This is a genomic window from Pseudomonas maioricensis, assembly GCF_022790535.1.
Lineage (GTDB): Bacteria > Pseudomonadota > Gammaproteobacteria > Pseudomonadales > Pseudomonadaceae > Aquipseudomonas > Aquipseudomonas maioricensis.
This window is the reverse complement of record NZ_LOHG01000027.1, coordinates 1-16,550: the sequence shown is the minus strand read 5'-3', so window position 1 is coordinate 16,550 and position 16,550 is coordinate 1. Positions and strand designations below refer to the sequence as shown.

At 56.3% G+C, this 16,550-nt stretch carries 14 protein-coding genes; 9 read left to right on the top strand and 5 right to left on the bottom strand.

Annotated elements, in window-relative coordinates:
- Window positions 1–4 precede the first annotated feature (4 nt).
- The 5 genes from rpsD (at window position 5) to bfr (ending at window position 4,327) form a co-directional block, all read left to right on the top strand.
- Window positions 5–625 (top strand): 30S ribosomal protein S4, encoded by a 621-nt coding sequence (gene rpsD, locus AUC61_RS24725; RefSeq protein ID WP_025262045.1) that lies wholly within the window; start codon window positions 5–7, stop codon window positions 623–625.
- A 22-nt stretch (window positions 626–647) separates the two neighbouring features.
- A complete protein-coding gene (locus AUC61_RS24720) occupies window positions 648–1,649 on the top strand; it encodes a DNA-directed RNA polymerase subunit alpha (protein WP_003176403.1) in 1,002 nt (333 codons plus the stop codon).
- Between the two features lie 42 nt (window positions 1,650–1,691).
- Window positions 1,692–2,078, top strand: a complete 387-nt coding sequence (gene rplQ, locus AUC61_RS24715; protein WP_008145500.1) for a 50S ribosomal protein L17 — start codon at window positions 1,692–1,694, stop codon at window positions 2,076–2,078.
- Window positions 2,079–2,259: 181 nt separating this feature from the next.
- Window positions 2,260–3,708 carry a catalase gene (locus tag AUC61_RS24710; RefSeq protein WP_243248905.1) on the top strand — a complete coding sequence of 483 codons (1,449 nt, stop codon included), beginning with the start codon at window positions 2,260–2,262 and terminating at the stop codon, window positions 3,706–3,708.
- Window positions 3,709–3,862: 154 nt separating this feature from the next.
- Window positions 3,863–4,327, top strand: a complete 465-nt coding sequence (gene bfr, locus AUC61_RS24705) for a bacterioferritin (RefSeq protein WP_122662271.1) — start codon at window positions 3,863–3,865, stop codon at window positions 4,325–4,327.
- A 76-nt stretch (window positions 4,328–4,403) separates the two neighbouring features.
- Here bfr and uvrA read toward each other — a convergent pair whose 3' ends face one another.
- A complete protein-coding gene (gene uvrA, locus AUC61_RS24700) occupies window positions 4,404–7,238 on the bottom strand; it encodes an excinuclease ABC subunit UvrA (RefSeq protein ID WP_243248904.1) in 2,835 nt (944 codons plus the stop codon).
- 190 nt (window positions 7,239–7,428) lie between these two features.
- Here uvrA and AUC61_RS24695 point away from each other — a divergent pair, with 190 nt between their 5' ends.
- Window positions 7,429–8,823 carry an MFS transporter gene (locus tag AUC61_RS24695; protein ID WP_243248903.1) on the top strand — a complete coding sequence of 465 codons (1,395 nt, stop codon included), beginning with the start codon at window positions 7,429–7,431 and terminating at the stop codon, window positions 8,821–8,823.
- Between the two features lie 9 nt (window positions 8,824–8,832).
- On the top strand, window positions 8,833–9,369 hold the full coding sequence (locus AUC61_RS24690; RefSeq protein WP_027898315.1) for a single-stranded DNA-binding protein: 537 nt from the start codon (window positions 8,833–8,835) through the stop codon (window positions 9,367–9,369).
- Between the two features lie 97 nt (window positions 9,370–9,466).
- Here the strand turns inward: AUC61_RS24690 and AUC61_RS24685 are convergent, their stop codons facing one another.
- Window positions 9,467–10,831, bottom strand: coding sequence for an NTP/NDP exchange transporter (locus AUC61_RS24685; protein WP_243248902.1), 1,365 nt, complete (start codon window positions 10,829–10,831; stop codon window positions 9,467–9,469).
- Between the two features lie 55 nt (window positions 10,832–10,886).
- Window positions 10,887–11,879 (bottom strand): SDR family oxidoreductase, encoded by a 993-nt coding sequence (locus AUC61_RS24680; RefSeq protein WP_422765681.1) that lies wholly within the window; start codon window positions 11,877–11,879, stop codon window positions 10,887–10,889.
- A gap of 223 nt (window positions 11,880–12,102) precedes the next feature.
- Between AUC61_RS24680 and AUC61_RS24675 the strand changes: the two genes are divergently transcribed.
- Window positions 12,103–13,029 (top strand): LysR family transcriptional regulator, encoded by a 927-nt coding sequence (locus AUC61_RS24675; protein WP_243248900.1) that lies wholly within the window; start codon window positions 12,103–12,105, stop codon window positions 13,027–13,029.
- On the opposite strand, the gene AUC61_RS24670 is transcribed toward AUC61_RS24675, so the two are convergent.
- Together AUC61_RS24670 and AUC61_RS24665 are read right to left on the bottom strand one after the other, a co-directional pair.
- Complete coding sequence (locus tag AUC61_RS24670) at window positions 13,030–13,509, bottom strand: nuclear transport factor 2 family protein (protein WP_243248899.1); 480 nt, start codon at window positions 13,507–13,509, stop codon at window positions 13,030–13,032.
- A 29-nt stretch (window positions 13,510–13,538) separates the two neighbouring features.
- Entirely contained in the window at window positions 13,539–14,132 is a 594-nt protein-coding gene (locus AUC61_RS24665; protein WP_243248898.1) for a TetR/AcrR family transcriptional regulator, read from the bottom strand.
- A 126-nt stretch (window positions 14,133–14,258) separates the two neighbouring features.
- Between AUC61_RS24665 and AUC61_RS24660 the strand changes: the two genes are divergently transcribed.
- The gene (locus tag AUC61_RS24660; protein ID WP_340163305.1) at window positions 14,259–16,433 is read left to right on the top strand and encodes a mechanosensitive ion channel family protein; all 2,175 of its coding nucleotides are present in this window, start codon (window positions 14,259–14,261) and stop codon (window positions 16,431–16,433) included.
- Window positions 16,434–16,550: the final 117 nt, after the last annotated feature.

The following is a 16,550-nucleotide window of genomic DNA, read 5'->3' as shown; positions in this document are numbered from 1 at the left end:
AGAAATGGCTCGTTACATTGGTCCAAAATGCAAGCTTGCTCGTCGTGAAGGCACCGATCTCTTTCTGAAGAGCGGCGTTCGCGCGATCGAATCCAAGTGCAACATCGAAGCAGCTCCAGGTATCCACGGCCAGCGCCGTGGCCGTCAGTCCGACTACGGCACCCAGCTGCGTGAGAAACAAAAAGTTCGTCGTATCTACGGCGTACTCGAGCGTCAATTCAGCGGTTACTACAAAGAAGCTGCCGGCAAGAAAGGCGCTACTGGTGAGAACCTGCTGCAATTGCTCGAATGCCGTCTGGACAACGTTGTATACCGTATGGGCTTCGGCTCGACTCGTGCCGAATCCCGTCAATTGGTTTCGCACAAGTCGATCAGCGTAAACGGCAAAACCGTTAACGTTCCGTCGTATCAGGTTCGTGCTGGTGACGTGGTTGCTATCCGCGAGAAAGCCAAGAACCAACTGCGCATCGTCCAGGCTCTCGATCTGTGTGCCCAACGTGGCCGCGTAGAATGGGTAGAAGTAGACACTGAGAAGAAATCGGGCGTTTTCAAGAACGTTCCAGCTCGCAGTGATCTGTCCGCCGACATCAACGAAAGCCTGATTGTCGAGCTCTACTCCAAGTAAGGGCTAGAAAATAGGTGCATCCATGCAGATTTCGGTAAATGAGTTCCTGACACCCCGCCATATTGATGTGCAGGTTGTCAGTCCAACCCGCGCCAAGATCACACTCGAGCCTCTCGAGCGTGGTTTCGGCCATACCCTGGGCAACGCGCTGCGCCGCATCCTGTTGTCCTCCATGCCCGGCTGTGCAGTAGTCGAGGCCGAGATTGACGGTGTACTCCACGAGTACAGCGCCATCGAAGGTGTACAGGAAGATGTAATTGAAATCCTGTTGAACCTTAAAGGTCTGGCTATCAAGCTGCACGGTCGAGACGAAGTTACGCTGACCTTGTCGAAGAAGGGTTCGGGGGTGGTTACCGCTGCCGATATTCAGCTGGATCATGATGTCGAGATCGTTAACCCCGATCACGTAATCGCTAACCTGGCGTCTAACGGCGCCCTGAACATGAAGCTCACCGTAGCTCGTGGTCGTGGTTATGAACCGGCAGACTCGCGTCAGAGCGATGAGGACGAAAGCCGCAGCATTGGTCGCTTGCAGCTTGACTCTTCGTTCAGCCCGGTTCGCCGTATCGCATACGTGGTGGAAAACGCCCGTGTCGAGCAGCGTACTAACCTGGACAAGCTGGTTATTGATCTGGAAACCAACGGTACTCTGGATCCTGAAGAGGCTATTCGCCGCGCTGCAACCATTCTGCAACAGCAGTTGGCTGCGTTCGTCGACCTCAAAGGTGACAGCGAACCAGTGGTAATCGAACAGGAAGACGAGATCGATCCGATCCTGCTCCGTCCGGTTGACGATCTGGAACTGACTGTACGTTCGGCCAACTGCCTCAAGGCGGAGAACATTTACTACATCGGCGACCTGATTCAGCGCACCGAAGTAGAACTGTTGAAGACTCCAAACCTTGGCAAGAAATCCTTGACTGAGATCAAGGACGTCCTGGCCTCCCGTGGTCTGTCCCTCGGCATGCGCCTCGACAACTGGCCGCCGGCAAGTCTTAAGAAGGACGACAAGGCGACTGCCTGATCGTCGTAATCACCGAACGTTGTGTTTGGTAAGGAATGAACCATGCGTCATCGTAAAAGTGGTCGTCACCTGAGCCGGACTAGCTCGCACCGTAAGGCCATGTTCCAAAACATGGCGGTGTCGCTGTTCGAGCACGAGCTGATCAAAACTACATTGCCGAAAGCTAAAGAACTGCGTCGCGTTGCTGAGCCGCTGATCACTTTGGCTAAAACAGACAGTCTGGCTAACCGCCGTCTGGCTTTCGACCGTACTCGTTCGAAAGCAATCGTTGGTAAGCTGTTCAACGATCTGGGCAAGCGTTATGCAACTCGCGAGGGTGGCTATCTGCGCATCCTGAAGTGCGGTTTCCGCACTGGCGACAACGCGCCTATGGCGTATGTCGAGCTGGTTGATCGTCCTGCTGGCGGTGAAGCTGTATCCGCTGAGTAAGATGTTAGTTTGAACAAGAAACCGGGCCCTGTGCCCGGTTTTTTGTTTTTCGGCTTCGCGTGTGTGGATTGGATATACCTATCGACAATCAAGATTTAATAAATTTTGCCGTGTAACAAAACTGGACAATAATCTCTGCCATGCCGATTAGCCGGTCGTTTTTGCCAGAGGAAAATTATTAATGAGCCAGTCCAAGACTCTTACCACCGCCAGCGGCGCTCCTGTAGCTGATAATCAGAATTCCCGCTCGGCCGGTCCGCGTGGCCCTTTGTTGCTCGATGATTTTCACCTGATCGAGAAGCTTGCTCATTTCAATCGTGAAAACATCCCTGAGCGTCGTGTACACGCGAAAGGCTCGGGTGCTCACGGTACTTTCACGGTTAGCCGTGACATCACCCAATACACCAGTGCCAACCTCTTTAATTCAGTGGGTAAACAGACCCCCATATTTCTGCGTTTTTCCACTGTCGGCGGCGAACGTGGTTCGGCTGATACCGAGCGAGATCCGCGTGGGTTTGCCCTGAAGTTCTACACAGAAGAAGGCAACTGGGACATCGTGGGTAACAACACGCCGGTATTCTTCATTCGTGACCCGATGAAGTTTCCTGACTTCATCCACACCCAAAAGCGCCAGCCGCAGACCAACCTCAAAAACGCTCAAATGATGTGGGATTTCTGGTCGCATTCCCCTGAGGCGCTGCATCAGGTGACGATTCTGTTCTCGGACCGTGGCATCCCGGATGGCTATCGCCACATGCACGGGTTCGGCAGCCACACCTATAGCCTGATTAGCGCCAGTGGTGAACGTCACTGGGTCAAATGGCACTACAAGACCCAGCAGGGCATCAAAAACCTCACGCCTGCCGATGCTGCGCGTATTGCCGGGACCGATCCGGACTACGCTCAGCGCGACCTGTTCACGGCTATTGAGAAAGGCGAGTTTCCGAAGTGGACCGTCTGCATTCAATTGATGACTGAGGCACAGGCTGCAAACCATCACGAGAACCCTTTCGACGTGACCAAAACGTGGTCGCAGAAAGAGTACCCGCTGATCGAGGTCGGTGAGATTGAGCTCAATCGCAATCCGCTTAACTACTTCGCCGAGGTAGAGCAGGCGGCGTTCGGCCCAAGCAACATGGTCCCTGGTGTCGGCCTGTCTCCAGATCGTATGCTTCAAGGGCGTGTTTTCGCTTACGCTGATGCTCACCGCTACCGTGTAGGTACAAATCACCAGCAGTTGCCAATCAATGCACCAAAGAATCCTGTACATAGCTATCAACGTGACGGTGCAATGGCTTTCGGTAGCAACGGTGGTTCTGCGCCCAACTACGAGCCAAATAGCTACTCGGATGCGCCAAAGCAAGCGCCGCACTATGCTGAGCCGGGCTTGGCCCTTAGCGGGGCTGCTGATCGCTACGATCACCGCGAAGATGGCGACTACTACAGCCAAGCGGGGAAGTTGTTCAAACTCATGAGCGTTGATCAAAAAGCGCTGTTGATCAACAATATTGCCGGCACGATGGCGGGTGTTTCCAACGATGTAGTGCAGCGTCAGTTGCAGCATTTCTACAAGGCTGATGCCGCTTACGGCGAAGGTATTGCGAAAGTGCTGGGCGTATCGTTGATGTAAGTCTAAGTGATAAACGGAACCGCCCTCATTTGGGCGGTTTTTCGTATCTAATCGCTGGTTTTTCGCTGCTTTTTGTCGCTTTTTATCGCTCTGGCCAGTGACCTTCGCAGGCGGTTGGTTCAGACTATGCACTTTCAGGCAGGAGACGTGGGCGATGCTAGGCCACCCGGAAGTAATCGATTATCTCAATACGCTGCTGGTGGGCGAATTGGCAGCGCGTGACCAATATTTCGTTCATTCGCGTATGTACGAAGACTGGGGCTTTACCAAGCTCTACGAGCGTATCAATCACGAGATGGAAGAAGAGGCACAGCACGCCGATGCTCTGATGCGTCGTATCTTGATGCTCGAAGGCACTCCGCGGATGCGTCCGGATGACCTGGAGGTTGGTACTACGGTGCCCGAGATGTTCGCCGCTGATCTGCGTCTGGAATACAAGGTCCGTGCTGCACTGTGCAAAGGCATTGAGCTCTGCGAGCTGCACAAGGACTACGTCAGCCGGGACATTTTGCGTGTTCAGCTTGCCGACACCGAAGAAGATCACACGTATTGGCTCGAAAAGCAGCTGGGTCTCATCAAGACCATAGGCCTGGAAAACTACCTGCAATCGCAGTTCTGATTCTTCGCCAAGCTGCAAAAAAAAGCCCCTGCACTTCACGTGACAGGGGCTTTTTCGTTCAACCGGTCAAACAGCGTCAGGCTTTATCTCTAAGCAGCAACGGCTTGAGGTAGTGACCTGTGTAGGACTGCTCCATTTCAGACACCTGCTCCGGGGTGCCCACGGCAATGATCTGGCCGCCTTTGGAGCCGCCTTCCGGACCAAGGTCCACAAGCCAGTCGGCAGTCTTGATCACGTCCAGGTTGTGCTCGATAACCACCACTGTGTTGCCGTGGTCGCGCAGGCGATGCAGTACGTCCAGCAACTGCTGAATATCCGCGAAGTGCAACCCTGTGGTCGGCTCGTCGAGGATGTACAGGGTTTTGCCGGTGTCGCGCTTGGACAGCTCGCGGGACAGCTTCACCCGCTGCGCTTCACCGCCAGATAGCGTTGTCGCCGATTGACCCAGTTTGATGTACGAAAGGCCCACATCCATCAACGTCTGTAGCTTGCGCGCCAGGGCTGGAACCGCATCGAAGAATTCGCGTGCTTCTTCAATGGTCATTTCCAGCACTTCGTGGATGCTTTTGCCCTTGTATTTGATCTCAAGGGTTTCACGGTTGTAGCGCTTGCTCTTACACACGTCGCACGGCACGTAGATGTCTGGCAGGAAGTGCATCTCGACCTTGATCAGACCATCACCCTGGCAGGCCTCGCAGCGACCGCCTTTGACGTTAAAGGAGAAGCGTCCTGGGCCATATCCCCGGGACCGTGACTCTGGTACGCCAGAGAACAGCTCGCGGATTGGCGTGAACAGCCCGGTGTAAGTTGCCGGATTGGAGCGCGGTGTGCGACCGATCGGGCTTTGGTCGATATCGACGACCTTGTCCAGGTGCTCCAGGCCTTTGATGCTGTCGTGGGTCGCCGCCTCCAGCGTGGTTGCGCCATTCAGTGCTGTCGCGCTGAGCGGAAACAGCGTGTTGTTGATCAGCGTTGATTTGCCCGAGCCGGAAACGCCAGTCACACAGGTCAACAAGCCAATTGGAATTTCCAGATCGACGTTGCGCAAGTTGTTGCCACGGGCGCCCTTGAGGGTCAGTGACAGCTTTTTGTTGCGCGGCGTGCGTTTGGCTGGCACTGCGATCTTCACGCGGCCGGAGAGGTACTTGCCGGTGAGTGAGTCAGGGTGTGACATGACTTGGTCCGGTGTACCTTCTGCAACGATGTGCCCACCGTGCACACCAGCACCTGGACCGATGTCGACCACGTAATCGGCAAGGCGAATAGCATCTTCGTCATGCTCCACCACAATCACCGTGTTGCCGATATCGCGCAGATGCTTGAGTGTGCCCAACAACCGGTCGTTGTCTCGTTGGTGCAGCCCGATCGAAGGCTCATCGAGGATGTACATCACGCCGACGAGGCCGGCACCAATCTGGCTGGCCAGACGAATACGCTGAGCCTCACCGCCCGACAGGGTGTCAGCGCTACGATCAAGCGTCAGGTAATCAAGGCCGACGTTGACCAGAAACTGCAGGCGCTCGCGAATCTCTTTAAGAATTTTGTCAGCGATTTCGCCACGACGTCCGGTCAGCTTCAGCACACCGAAATATTCGGTGGCATCGCCGATTGGCATGTTCGTGACTGCTGGCAAAGTCTTTTCACCCACCCACACGTGACGAGCCTCGCGACGCAGGCGAGTACCACGGCAATCCGGGCAAGGTTGAGTACCAAGAAACTTGGCCAGCTCTTCGCGAACGGTCGCCGACTCGGTTTCCCGATAGCGACGTTCCAGATTGGGCACGATGCCTTCGAAGGGGTGAGCACGTTTGACGATGTCGCCACGATCATTCAGATAGCGGAAGTCAACATTCTGCGAGCCGCTGCCGTTAAGCAAAGTCTTCTGAATGTCGGCAGGCAGTTCCTTGAACGGTACTTCCAGGCTGAAATCGTAATGCTTGGCCAAAGAGCCGAGCATCTGGAAGTAATACACGTTGCGCCGGTCCCAGCCGCGTATCGCGCCTTCAGCCAGCGTCAATTCGGCATTCACCAGTCGTTTGATGTCGAAGAACTGCTTCACACCCAGGCCGTCGCAAGTCGGACAGGCGCCAGCCGGGTTGTTGAAGGAGAACAGCTTGGGTTCCAGCTCGCTGATCGCATGGCCACAAATCGGGCAGGCGAAGCGGGCAGAGAAAATCATTTCTTCGCCGGGCTCGTCATCCATCGGCGCGACCCAGGCGATACCGTCGGCGAGCTTCAGAGCAGTCTCGAAAGATTCGGCAAGGCGTTGCTGCAGGTCTGCGCGAACCTTGAAGCGGTCGACCACCACATCGATAGAGTGCTTCTTCTGTTTATCCAGTTTTGGCAGCTCATCGAGCTCACAGAGACGGCCATCAACCCGGGCGCGTACGAAACCCTGGGCACGTAATTCCTCGAACACCGACAAGTGCTCGCCCTTGCGTTCACGAACAACCGGGGCCAACAGCATCAGTTTGCTGCCTTCAGGTTGCGCCATAACCAGGTCAACCATCTGGCTAACGGTCTGCGCTTCCAGCGGGATGTCATGATCCGGGCAACGAGGCTGACCTACACGTGCGTATAGAAGGCGCAGATAGTCGTAGATCTCGGTGATCGTGCCCACGGTCGAGCGCGGGTTATGCGATGTCGATTTTTGCTCGATGGAAATAGCCGGCGACAGACCTTCAATGGTGTCGACGTCCGGCTTTTCCATCATCGAAAGGAATTGCCGGGCATACGCTGAAAGTGATTCGACATAGCGCCGTTGCCCTTCGGCATACAGCGTGTCGAAAGCCAACGACGATTTGCCAGAGCCGGAAAGCCCGGTAATCACGATCAGCTTGTCGCGTGGCAGGGTCAGGTCAATATTTTTCAGGTTGTGGGTTCGGGCCCCACGAATCAGGATCTTGTCCAAAGTGGCCTCGCACGGCGGGCGTCGAAAACGTAGGAGTATACGGACAAATACTGGATGGATGCACACTATCTAGTCGGCTCTTGTAGCCTTAAATGAAGACTGTGTCATCTAGGCGTGTCATAGCGTCGCGATATACCCCGTCAATCGATGGGACTGGTAGAATCGCCGCCGGTTCACACGAGGTTTTTCCATGCACGATCCCCACAGCGAGCGAATGAGCGGCGGCGAGACCCGCGCGGCAGGCGGTCTTGCACTGGTTTTTGCGTTTCGCATGCTCGGCATGTTCATGGTGTTGCCCGTGCTGGCGACCTATGGCATGGATCTGGCGGGGGCGAGCCCTGCGTTGATCGGTCTGGCAATCGGTGCCTACGGCTTGACCCAGGCCTTCCTGCAAATCCCTTTCGGGATCATTTCCGATCGTATCGGCCGTCGCCCGGTGATCTATTTCGGCTTGATCATTTTTGCCCTAGGCAGCGTTCTGGCGGCCAGCGCCGATTCGATCTGGGGAATCATCGCAGGGCGCATCCTGCAGGGCGCAGGTGCGATATCCGCGGCGGTCATGGCGCTACTCTCGGATCTGACCCGCGAACAGCACCGCACGAAAGCGATGGCCATGATTGGCATGACCATCGGCCTGTCGTTTGCCATCGCTATGGTTGTTGGCCCGATCCTGACCAGCGCCTTCGGTTTGTCCGGTCTGTTTCTTGCGACCGGAGGCATGGCCTTTCTGGGCATTGGCATCGTTGCCTTCGTGGTGCCGAAAAATACCGGCACCTTGCAGCATCGTGAATCCGGTGTAGCACGTCAGGCATTGGGCCCAACCTTGCGCCACCCGGATCTGCTGCGTCTGGATTTGGGTATCTTCGTGTTGCACGCGATGCTCATGTCAAGCTTCGTCGCCTTGCCTCTGGCGCTGGTCGAAAAAGCCGGTTTGCCCAAGGAGCAGCACTGGTGGGTCTACCTAACGGCGCTGCTGATCTCATTTTTCGCAATGATTCCATTCATCATTTATGGTGAGAAAAGGCGTCAGATGAAGCGTGTGCTCATTGGTGCGGTCGCCGTACTGATGCTCACTGAACTATTCTTCTGGGAGTTTGGGAACACGTTGCGAGCACTGGTCATCGGGACAGTGGTATTCTTCATCGCGTTCAACCTGCTGGAAGCGTCTTTGCCGTCATTGATCAGCAAAGTGTCACCGGCTGGCGGAAAAGGTACGGCGATGGGGGTTTATTCCACCAGCCAGTTTCTTGGTTCGGCCGCAGGTGGGATACTCGGCGGCTGGTTATTCCAGCATGGCGGGCTCGACGTGGTGTTCCTTGGTGGTGCTGCGATGGCCGCCATCTGGCTGGCAGTTGCAGTGACCATGCGTGAACCGCCTTACGTGACGAGCCTGCGTCTGCCCTTGTCGCCTGAAGCCCTTCGTGATGCGGGCCTGGCAGACAGACTCAAGGCCGTAGAAGGCGTAACGGATGCAGTGGTGGTTGCGGAAGAAGCAGCCATTTACATCAAATTAGACACAGAACTATTGGATCGCGCGACTCTGGAGCGGATGGTCAACCCAGCCACTCAAGCGTGCGAAGCCTAGGAGAACGTTATGGCCCGTGGGGTTAACAAAGTTATATTGGTCGGCACATGCGGCCAGGATCCCGAAGTTCGCTACCTGCCTAACGGTAATGCCGTGACCAACCTGAGTCTGGCAACCAGCGAACAATGGACTGACAAACAAACCGGCCAGAAAGTCGAAAAGACTGAATGGCACCGTGTGTCGATGTTCGGCAAAGTCGCCGAAATCGCTGGCGAGTACCTGCGTAAGGGCTCCCAGGTTTACATCGAAGGCAAACTGCAGACCCGTGAGTGGGAAAAAGACGGTATCAAGCGTTACACGACTGAAATCGTCGTCGACATGCAAGGCACCATGCAGTTGTTGGGCGGCCGTCCACAAAACGACGGCGCTCCACAGGGCCAAGGCGGCGGCAATTACCAGAACTCCGCTCCACGTCCTCAGCAGTCGCGTCCACAACAGTCCGCGCCTCAGCAACAGCCACAACGCGAATCCCGCCCGGCTCCGCAACAACAAGCGCCACAGCCAGCTGCTGATTTCGACAGCTTTGATGACGATATTCCGTTCTAGGATATCTCTGGCTTAGCCTGTACCGGTTGCCTAAAAACCCCGAGAGCGTTGCTCTCGGGGTTTTTTATGGGGTATGAATCAGGCGTCTTGCAGATTTCTACTCGATCGAGCTGCTCTGCCTGCGAGTCGCTCTTGAAAGTGCGGGTCTAAGTAAATCCGTGTCTGTTTGTGCTGGCCGCTGCATTCGCCCATCGGCCTCCTTGCCAAGTCTCCATCCCAGATAGCCCCACAGCAGAGCGCAGACGGCACCGACCACTGCCACCAGCCCGGCTCCCTGGCCGAGCATGTCCAACACGCTTTTGGCCCAGCCGCTGAGGGCGTCACCGGCGCGATAGACAATCGTATCGATGACATTTTTTGCCTTGTACTTACTCTCGGCGTCCAGGGGCGCAAACAGCATTTCCCGACCGGGCCGAACAAAGGCGTACTCGCCGATACGACGCACGATCATCAGCGTTGCGAGCATGGCGAAACTCGGCGCCAGCGCCAGGCCGACGAAGCCGATGCACATCAACAATGGCACGATCGCCAGCAGGACTCGCACACCGAGCCGTTGCGCGATGCGACCGGTTAGAAATATCTGTGAGAGAAGTGCCCCAGCCTGGACTATCAGGTCAATGGTGCCGAACACCCGGATCTGCTCTTGCCTGTTTGGAAACAGCTCGGCCACCAAACGTGCCTGCTCGAAATAGAGAAACGTGGTAACGGTAGCCAACAGAATCACGAAGCCCGCAATTCCCAGCAGGTAGGGCGATTGCAGCACGCGGGTGATGCCACTAAAGGGATTGCCGGGCAATGGCTTGCGTGTGCTTTCAGATGCTGTTGCGCCGGGTCTGCCTGCGCCGCCGGTTTCCCGCCAGCGCATCAGTGAAAACTTCAGGGTTAGCGCGATGCCCAGTAACAGCCCAGCCAGGAGTATCAGACCCGACTCGCCGATGCTGTTGACCAGTAATGCACTGAGGCCTGGCCCAACCAGGCCGCCGACACTCGCACCCGCGGCGATGAAAGCAAACAGGCGCTTGGCCTGAGCGCCGTCGAACACATCAGCCATCAGACTCCACGCGACCGAGACGACAAACAGGTTGTAGACCGATATCCATACGTAGAACAGGCGGGCCATCCAGATGCTTTCGCCATATGACTGAAACAGCGCCGCGAAAATCAGCAGGTTTACGCAGAAGAATCCGTAAACCCAGTCGATGAAATGCAGGCGCGGAACCCTGGAGCTGAGCCATGCGAACAGAGGAACAGCGGCGAGCATGACGAAGAAGGTCGCGGTAAATAGCCATTGCAGATTTTCCACGCCCGCCGAAATACCCATGGACTCGCGAATGGGGCGCAGCATGAAGTAGCCGGTAAACAGGCAGAAAAATAATAGAAAACCAGACAGCGCAGGGCGCAGTTCCTGATCCTCGGCATTGATGGTGGCGCTCAGACGGTGCAAGACAGAGGGCGTGCTCATAGAGGCTCCTGAAAAGTGAGGGGCGAGACACGGACGCATGTCCGTGTCGCTGCATTCAGGGGTAGGTGACGCCGGTGAGGCGTTCCGAGAGTTGCCAAAAGTTTTCTACATCGTCTTGCGCTACAGCGGCCGGAGGGACTGTCGCAAATCCCAAGGGACCGCGTTTTTCCTCTTCGCCGATCGGGCCGTAATACGCGCCGCCGACGGCTTCAGGCGCGGTAGCGGCATACAGGGACGACAATGCACCTTGCGCCGCTGAATGGTATTTTTCGCGATCCTGGGCCCATTCCTGGCCGAATTTACTGTCCAGGCCAGGGCCTCGCGCAATCAACTCAGTGACCGCGACACCTGGGTGCACCGCTATGCTGCGAACACCCCAATGATTGATATCACTGCGACGCTGCAGCTCAAAAGCCCACTTGAGTACGGCCAATTTGGATTGTGCATAAGTAGCAAAGGGGTTGTAGGTCTTTTCGGCCTGCAGGTCCTGGTAGTTCATCTGGCCACGAGCGGCGGCGATGCTCGACAGACTCACGACTCGGGCGTCATCGCTCTGCCGTAGCAAAGGCATCAACAAGCTTGTCAGGGCAAAGGGCCCTAGATAGTTGGTTGCCAGTTGCAGTTCAAGGCCATTTGCAGATGTGCCCCGTTGCGGTGGCGACATGATTGCGGCGTTGTTGATTAATACGTCGAGCCGCGACAACCGGCCTTTGAGACGATCGGCAAGGCTGCGAACCGAGTCCAGGTTGGCCAGGTCCACCGTTTCGAATTGCACGCTGGCACCTGGGACTTCCTGACGTATGCGGGTGATCGTTTCTTCGCCGCGCTCAGGATTACGCGCTGCAATGATCACTTGAGCGCCAGCACGGGACAGGGCCAATGCGTCCTCATAGCCCATGCCGCTGGTGCCGCCTGTGATCAGGATGATTCGGCCTCTCTGCGAGGGGATATCGCCCGCCGTCCAGTCAGGTTTCGGCGGGATTCGGCTGGCAGCTTCAACAGTGACTGCGCCTGTCAGAGCCAGTCCCGCCACCAGCGTTTTGGTCATCGTCATGAGTTGGCGCGCGATGCTCGCGGTGCCGGTTTCAAGAGCGTTGGTTGTGCTCCACATATCGGTGTCCTGATCGTCGTTTAAAGGGATGACCGGCCTCTAAGTGGGCAGTCGGTCGACGCAGACGATTATCACCGTACGGTCTGATCCTGATAATCCAGGCAGAGGTGGACGGCTCGTACGGGCAGTCGTACAGTTGGCGACCAATAATGGAGGCGTCATGCGTCAACCCAACCTGAGTGATGTGGCGGTTTTTGCCACTGTGGTCGAGTTCGGAGGTTTCAGAGCGGCAGCACAGAAATGCGGGATTTCTGCGTCATCTCTGAGTGATTGCATGCGTCGCCTGGAGCGCGAGGTGGGGGTGCGTTTGCTCAACCGAACGACTCGCAGTGTTACCCCAACTGCCGCTGGTGAGCGCTTGCTTGAGCGCTTGCGTCCGGCGCTTGATGAGATTGGTGCCGCGTTCAACGATCTGGATGATGAATCGCAGCGTCCAGTAGGCAATTTGAAGCTGAATGTGCCGGTACCGGTAGCGCGTTATTTGATGCCCGATCTGCTGAGCCGTTTTCTCAGGCTTTATCCTGGCGTGAACGTCGAGGTGACCATGGAGAATACGTTTATTGATGTCATTGCGGCAGGGTATGACGCCGGTGTGCGTTATGAGGAGAGTCTGGCCAAAGACATGATTGCGATACCCATAGGGCCACGTCGGCAGCGCTTCGTCGCCGCGGCTGCACCGGCCTATCTGGCTGCCCGTGGAACGCCTCTACATCCCTCGCAACTCACGGATCATGACTTGCTTGGTCACCGTTTCGAAAGCGGCAAGGTCGGGATCTTCGAGTTTGAAAAAGAAGGCAAGACGTTGCGTATTCCGCCCCATGGGCAGCTGTTGACCTCTTCACATGATCTCAAGATCAGTGCCGCCATCAATGGATTTGGCATCGTCTATACCTTCGAGGACTTCATCCGCGAGCCTCTTTCGGATGGCCGCCTGACGCCTGTGCTTCAAGATTGGTGGCAGTCTTTCGACGGCCCCTATCTTTATTATCACGGGCGTCGCCATATGCCCTCACCGCTAAGGGCCTTCGTCGATTTTATAAAGGAGCAGGCACCCGCTGACCTGTCGGGCAATAGCGGGAGCGACTGACTACAGCCCTAAATCCGACAACCCCGGGTGATCATCCGGGCGGCGTCCCAGCGGCCAGTGAAATTTGCGCTCGGACTCCTTGATCGGCATGTCGTTGATGCAGGCGAAGCGGTTGGCCATCAGACCGTTTGCGTCGAACTCCCAGTTCTCGTTGCCGTACGAGCGGAACCAGTTGCCCGAGTCGTCGTGCCATTCGTAGGCGTAGCGCACCGCGATACGGTTATCGGTGAAGGCCCACAATTCCTTGATCAGCCGATAATCCAGCTCTTTGGCCCATTTACGGGTCAGGAAAGCTTTAGCTTCCTCGCGGTTACTTGCGAACTCGGCGCGGTTACGCCACCGGGTATCGAGCGTATAGGCCAGTGCGACTTTTTCAGGATCTCGACCATTCCAGCCATCTTCAGCCAGGCGGACTTTCTGGATCGCGGCTTCCCGGGTGAAGGGCGGCAAAGGCGGACGGGTTTCAGTGCTGGATGACATGGCATAACCTCTGGACGAAGAGTGGATGATCAGCTTGCAGCGGGAGCAGGATTTTGCAGGGCAGACTTCAAGAGTAATTGCGCCATGTCCCTGGCACTGTCGGCGGCGCTGTGGTCGCCCATGACCAAGGCGAGGGTGATGGCGCCGTCGACCAGGATCAGCAGTTGTTTGGCCAGCGTTTCGGGTTGATCAATGTTCAACTGCTGACAAAGCTCCAGGGCGTAGTCAAAGAGCTTCTGTTTGTGCGTTTTTGCCAACTGACGGATCGGGTCTTCAGGATTGCCGATCTCGCCCGCAGTATTGATAAACGCGCAGCCACGAAAACCTTCCGATTTGAACCAGCCTTTGAGCACCGTGAACATTTCAAGAATGCGCGCTTCGGGGGTGGCTGCCTTTTCGGTTTCGCATCGAAACCATTGCATCCAGCGCACGTCACGAGCGCTGAGTGCTTTCACGGCCACGTCTTCTTTGGTGGCGTAATATCGATAGATGCTTTTGCGCGCAACGCCGGACGTTCGCACCAGCAAGTCCATGCCCATGGCATGAATCCCGTTGGTGTAGATGAGTTGCTCGGCGGTTTGCAGGATTTTGTCCTGCACGGCTGTGGTCGATGTCTTATTCATGGCTAAAGAGTAGAACGATCATTCTACTCTGGTCAAGAGGTCGAGGTTTTCATGGTCCAACACCGAACTTGTCCGACGTATACGGATCAGTTCCTATTGCCTGATTACCAGAGGAGCGCCCCGCGCTTGTTGAACTTCAAGTCGTCCATCGTCCTGCTTTGCGCGCTGCTCTTTGCTGGCAGCTTCAACTTGCAGGCTGCCGAGCAAGTGGCGGCTGCTCCCGCTGCTCCTGCAGATGCGGCACCTGATGCTCCAGCAACGCCTGCTGCGCCGGAAATTCTCGTGCGGGGCGGGCTGTTGGGTGTAATCAGTTCCAGCATTGATGATGTGCAGGACACCCTGTCGCTGGATGGCCGACTGCTCGACAGCTGGCGCCTGCGCGCTGACCGGGCAGCCGATGAGCTGGACAAGCTGGTCAACAAGCCGACCTCGCGTTCCAAGTGGGGCGTTGTCGGCGACTTCCTGATGCTCTCGGTGGTGTGGATCGGCGCTTTTGCCGCATTGACCACCCTAGGCAGCTTCGTTGTCATGCGTCTGAGCCGCCGTCCGTTTTTCCAGGTACGTGAACGCAGCCAGGCGTTGCTTGGCTATGTATTGCCCTACACCTTGCCCGCGTTGATCAGCCTGCCGCTGACGCTGTATGCCAGCCACTTCCTGACGGCTTCGGTAGGACGTGCGTTGGCGCTGTGTCTGGCCTACTCCACCAGTAGCGGCATCGTCTCCACCTCCGTGTTGTTGTGCGTGATCGTCATGTTCAACTACGGTCACAAGCGTGCTGCTGTGCGAATGATTCGCCGTTTCAGCCCCAAACCGCTGTTCGTTATCGGTTTCATGGCGGCGCTCAGCGACGCGTTGACCAGCCCGCAGATCGCTCGCCAGATCGGTAATAACGTCACTACCAGCGTTGCGGTGTTTACCGGGCTGTTTGCGTCAGTCGTGTTCTGCATGTTGGTGATCAAGGTGCGTCGGCCTATCGCGCATCTGATACGCAACCGCTCGCTAAGCAGCCGCTTGGCTCGACCCGCGTTGCAAGAATCTCTGAAGGTATTCTCAAACCTTTGGTATCTGCCGATTCTGCTGATGATCCTTGTCTCGGCTGTGAGTTTGATCGGCGCTGGAGAAGACAGCCAGAAGGCTTTGCGCTGTGCGTTGTTCACCACAGTGCTGCTGATTGCCACAGTGTTCCTGAGCACGGTATTCCAGCACCTGTTCAAGCCAGCCAACGTTGAGGGGCGCGGCGGGCATATCTACAAAGCGCGGTTGTTGAATCTGGCACATGGGCTGACGCGGATTATTCTGGCGGTGGCGTTTATTGAAATCCTCGGCCAGATCTGGGGCTTTTCGCTGTTCGAGTTTGCTCAGAGCAACAGCTTGGGGAGAGCGATCGGTGAGTCGCTCAGCAGCATCGGTCTGATCTTCATGGTCACTTGGATGCTATGGGTGGTGCTCGACACAGCTATCCAGGAAGCGCTGAAAACGCCGCTCAATCATCGTTCGTCGCGTCAGCCCAGTACGCGAGTCAAAACCATCCTGCCGCTGCTGCGTAATGCGATAAAAATCATTCTGGTGGTGATCTGTGCCATTACCACTATGGCGAATCTGGGCATCAACGTCGCGCCGTTGCTGGCCGGTGCCGGTGTCGTAGGTCTGGCGATTGGTTTCGGTTCGCAGCAATTGGTACAGGACGTGATCACCGGGCTATTCATCATCATTGAAGACACCTTTTCCATCGGTGATTGGGTGGTGCTGAGCACCGGGCATTCCGGAACCGTTGAAAGCCTGACCATTCGTACTGTGCGCTTGCGCGACGGTAAAGGTTTTGTGCATTCGGTACCGTTTGGGCAGATCAAGGCAGTGACCAATCAATCGCGGCAGTTTGCTTATGCGTTCTTCTCAGTGCAGTTCACTTACGATTCCAACATCGACAGCGCGCTCTCACTGATTCGCGAAGTGGGGCAGTCGATCACTGAAGACATTTTGCTCAAGAGCAATCTGCAGGGCCCGCTGGAGGTGTTTGGCGTAGACCGTATGGATCTCAACGGCGTGGTACTCACTGCGCAGTTCCGGACATCCTCAGGCGGGCAATACAGCGTTGGCCGTGCGTTCAATGAGCGACTGAAAAAGCTTGTGGATAAATCCGATGACGTGCGCTTCGCGCAAACTTATCCACAGACCGTGATCAGCCCGAATGCCGGACACGTGCAGCAGCTTTCCGTCGACAGAGATGCGCAACCGGCATCGGGCAAAGGCAATGTGGTGAACGTCGATGGCTCGGAGAGCCCGCCGGTCAAACCCGCTTAACTTAGACTTGTGGGCGCTGGCCAAGTGTCCATAACACCGTGCGGCCTTGCGCCAAACGGTGGACCTGTAGGAGCGCACGAGCACCGCGAGGCCGCGATAGCGGTGTATCAGACAGAC

Excerpts from the sequence above, each read along its gene's own strand:
- AUC61_RS24710 (WP_243248905.1), top strand. The coding sequence starts at position 2,260 with ATGAGCCAGTCCAAGACTCTTACCACCGCCAGCGGCGCTCCTGTAGCT.
- AUC61_RS24675 (WP_243248900.1), top strand. The coding sequence starts at position 12,103 with ATGCGTCAACCCAACCTGAGTGATGTGGCGGTTTTTGCCACTGTGGTC.
- AUC61_RS24665 (WP_243248898.1), bottom strand. The coding sequence starts at position 14,132 with ATGAATAAGACATCGACCACAGCCGTGCAGGACAAAATCCTGCAAACC.
- AUC61_RS24680 (WP_422765681.1), bottom strand. The coding sequence starts at position 11,879 with ATGACCAAAACGCTGGTGGCGGGACTGGCTCTGACAGGCGCAGTCACT.
- bfr (WP_122662271.1), top strand. The coding sequence starts at position 3,863 with ATGCTAGGCCACCCGGAAGTAATCGATTATCTCAATACGCTGCTGGTG.
- AUC61_RS24670 (WP_243248899.1), bottom strand. The coding sequence starts at position 13,509 with ATGTCATCCAGCACTGAAACCCGTCCGCCTTTGCCGCCCTTCACCCGG.
- rplQ (WP_008145500.1), top strand. The coding sequence starts at position 1,692 with ATGCGTCATCGTAAAAGTGGTCGTCACCTGAGCCGGACTAGCTCGCAC.
- AUC61_RS24720 (WP_003176403.1), top strand. The coding sequence starts at position 648 with ATGCAGATTTCGGTAAATGAGTTCCTGACACCCCGCCATATTGATGTG.
- AUC61_RS24685 (WP_243248902.1), bottom strand. The coding sequence starts at position 10,831 with ATGAGCACGCCCTCTGTCTTGCACCGTCTGAGCGCCACCATCAATGCC.
- rpsD (WP_025262045.1), top strand. The coding sequence starts at position 5 with ATGGCTCGTTACATTGGTCCAAAATGCAAGCTTGCTCGTCGTGAAGGC.
- AUC61_RS24690 (WP_027898315.1), top strand. The coding sequence starts at position 8,833 with ATGGCCCGTGGGGTTAACAAAGTTATATTGGTCGGCACATGCGGCCAG.
- AUC61_RS24695 (WP_243248903.1), top strand. The coding sequence starts at position 7,429 with ATGCACGATCCCCACAGCGAGCGAATGAGCGGCGGCGAGACCCGCGCG.